The organism is Shewanella sp. (genome assembly GCF_041630135.1).
In the GTDB taxonomy this organism is placed as follows: domain Bacteria; phylum Pseudomonadota; class Gammaproteobacteria; order Enterobacterales; family Shewanellaceae; genus Shewanella.
In genome coordinates this window covers 1-2932 of record NZ_JBFKLW010000118.1, presented here as the reverse complement: position 1 = coordinate 2932, position 2932 = coordinate 1, and the positions used below count along the sequence as shown (strand labels likewise).

4 protein-coding genes are annotated in these 2932 nt (G+C 53.9%); 3 read left to right on the top strand and 1 reads right to left on the bottom strand.

From position 1 onward, the window contains the following. On the bottom strand, window positions 1–1174 hold a 1174-nt coding region (locus tag ABYK60_RS18395; protein ID WP_372873442.1), incomplete at its 3' end, for a hypothetical protein. Window positions 1175–1360: 186 nt separating this feature from the next. Here ABYK60_RS18395 and gmk point away from each other — a divergent pair. From gmk to ABYK60_RS18380, 3 genes are all read left to right on the top strand, one after another. Continuing rightward, window positions 1361–1984: a guanylate kinase gene (gene gmk, locus ABYK60_RS18390; RefSeq protein WP_372873441.1), complete on the top strand. Its 624-nt coding sequence runs from the start codon at window positions 1361–1363 to the stop codon at window positions 1982–1984. 76 nt (window positions 1985–2060) lie between these two features. Further along, entirely contained in the window at window positions 2061–2339 is a 279-nt protein-coding gene (gene rpoZ, locus ABYK60_RS18385) for a DNA-directed RNA polymerase subunit omega (protein WP_372873440.1), read from the top strand. Window positions 2340–2363: 24 nt separating this feature from the next. Further along, the coding region (locus ABYK60_RS18380) for an HD domain-containing protein (protein ID WP_372873439.1) at window positions 2364–2932 on the top strand (569 nt) is incomplete at its 3' end.

Below are 2932 nucleotides of genomic sequence, written 5' to 3'. Positions count from 1 at the left end.
TGCCTGAGTGCCAGCTCAGAATAAGTGTTTCACTCTCCAATGCCAGTTCCAAACCGGACTCAAGCCGTATGACTGTTTGGGCTGTGACGGCTTGAGGGCTGTTCGTCGGCTCGCCGGGCGTATCCGTGTTATTGCCCAGACGCATGCCAATGGCCGCAACTGCCGCTGCCAATAACAGTGCTGCCGCGCCGGATAAATAAAAGCGCCACCAGTTTTTAAGGTGCAGGTAGATAGCTTCCATCAACACTTCGAGCGAACCATCACCATTGAAGGCATCGCTCCAGCCTCTGAGCGGACGGGATGGCGGCTTTGCCAGGTAATCATCCTGTTCAGGATCATCGAGTCCGTCATCATAGCCGCCAGCACTCTCAGCCCTGCGCTGAGTGAATTGCTGCCATATAGGCGTATCCTGATGATGGGGTTCAGCATCGCGGGAATGGCGAACCTCTATTTCCGTCTCAGGTTCTTCAGCGCTGCGCCGGTTGGCAGACCATATGCCCTGTTGGGTGTCGGGGGTAAGGTGTTCACGGGTTGCCGACATGCCAGAAGCTTCCCGGGCACCATTGCAGTCCTGGTCGTCGTCCTCCTCAAAGAACCGCGCCTCTGACTGATGAGCTCTCAGGTTGCCAACGGTGGCCGTGATGTGAGCGGCGGTACTGGGAGCAAACTGTGCGGCGACTGCCGTTGCTTCTTCTTCGCCGGAGTAGTCCGGATTGCCAGCGAAAGACTCACCCAAGGTGGCAGCACCAAGCACAGGTTCACGCCTGGGCATTGCGGGCTCAGGCACTGGCATATCTTCCGACCAATAACCGCCAACGTAGTCTTTCACAGGGCGCGATGGTAAAACACTGACCAAAAGGGTGATACCAAGCCCAAGGGCAAAACAAATAAGCCCAAGCGCGGCATTGCCGGCCAGACTCAATATTAAAAGCCAAAATGGCAAAGGGAACAAAGCGGCCACCAAATAGCCGCGGGGGCGGTGGGCATCGCGGCATCGGCGCATCAACGACAAACCAAATATCGCTGCGAGCAGCATTCCGGGCAGCCACAACCAATGCCCGCTGCCAAACAGCAACGCCAAAATCCCGGGAAAGGTATAGGCCACTAACCCTATAGCGCCGGTACGGCGACCATTGTCACAACCCACCATGGAAAACAAACTGCCTGGCTGCAAAGCATCACCTCAAAAGACATGGCCACATTATCATGGGCAGACTAGCCAATTTTCAGAGAAATGTCAGCGTCTGTCCTGAGTGGCTGGCGCAGAAGGCGGCTGCAGGAATATAATAGTGGGCTTACTCTTGTATTTTGGCGGGTCAATATCAGGGCCCGGTGACCAGCCTGAGCGGAAAGCCAACTAATGAGCACTCGTGGAAATCTTTTTATTGTTTCGGCACCCAGCGGCGCCGGTAAGTCTTCACTGATTTCAGCACTGCTGAAAGACAAACCAGCCGACAAACAAGTGTCTGTGTCCCACACCACCCGCAAACCGCGTCCGGGCGAAGAAAATGGGGTGCACTATCATTTTGTCACTGTTGAAGAATTCAAAGCGCTTATCGAACAGGATGCCTTTTTTGAATGGGCTGAAGTATTTGGCAACTTCTATGGCACTTCCCGCCTGACTGTGCAAGAAACCCTGGAGCGCGGTATAGACGTGTTTTTGGATATTGACTGGCAAGGCGCACAACAAGTGAAAAAGCTTATGCCCGAAGCCATGGGCATTTTTATTTTGCCTCCCAGCCGTCAAGAGCTGGAACGTCGGCTTATTGGCCGCGGACAGGACAGTGCCGAGGTCATAGCCTCACGTATGGCACAGGCGGTATCCGAAATGTCCCATTATCACGAATATGAGTATGTTATCGTGAATGACAACTTTGATGAGGCTCTGCTTGATTTACAAGCCATAATCCGTGCCGGGCGTTTAAGCTGCGCTGGTCAAGCCCGCACCCACGGTGATATGCTTAAAGGTCTGTTGGCAGACTGACTGCCTTAGTGTACACTTTTGCGTCATTTTTTCACTGTACCGGTGGTTAAACCGGATAATTTGGGAGTTCCACTACATGGCTCGCGTAACTGTAGAAGACGCCGTAAAGCAGATCGGCAACCGTTTTGACATGATCCTGGTTGCGGCACGTCGCGCCCGTCAAATCGCCGTGCAGGGTAAAGACCCCATGGTGGAAGAGCAGAACGACAAGCCCACTGTTATCGCCCTGCGTGAAATCGAAAAAGGTCTGGTAAACGCCAACACTCTGGATGCCGACGAGCGTCAGAGCGTGCGTGAGCGCGAAGCCGCCGAAATCGCCGCCGTGGCTGCCATTGCAGAAGGTCGTTCAATCTAAGTTTTAGCCCTGGAGGTATGCCACTTGTATCTGTTTGAAGGTTTAAAGGAATCGGCTTCCGCTTACCTCGACAGCGGCCAAGTGGCATTACTCAAACAGGCATATCAGGTCGCCCGCGATGCCCATGAAGGGCAAATGCGCACCAGTGGCGAGCCTTATATCACCCACCCTGTTGCTGTAGCCAAAATCCTCTCGGATATGCGTCTCGACCATGAGACGCTGATGGCTGCCCTGCTGCACGATACCATTGAAGACACCCATGTCACCAAAGAAGACCTCGCCGAGCTGTTTGGCGATGCGGTTGCCGATTTGGTGGAAGGTGTCTCCAAGCTCGACAAGCTCAAATTCCGCGATAAAAAAGAGGCCCAGGCGGAAAACTTCCGCAAAATGATGATGGCCATGACTCAGGATATCCGGGTCATTCTCATCAAGCTGGCCGACCGCACTCATAATATGCGCACTCTCGGCGCTCTGCGGCCGGACAAACGCCGCCGTATTGCCCGTGAAACGCTTGAGATTTACGCCCCCATCGCCAACCGTCTTGGTATCCATAACATCAAGATTGAGCTGGAAGATTTAGGCTTTCAGGCCTA

Coding starts and splice junctions, on each gene's coding strand:
- rpoZ (WP_372873440.1), top strand. CDS start 2,061: ATGGCTCGCGTAACTGTAGAAGACGCCGTAAAGCAGATCGGCAACCGT.
- gmk (WP_372873441.1), top strand. CDS start 1,361: ATGAGCACTCGTGGAAATCTTTTTATTGTTTCGGCACCCAGCGGCGCC.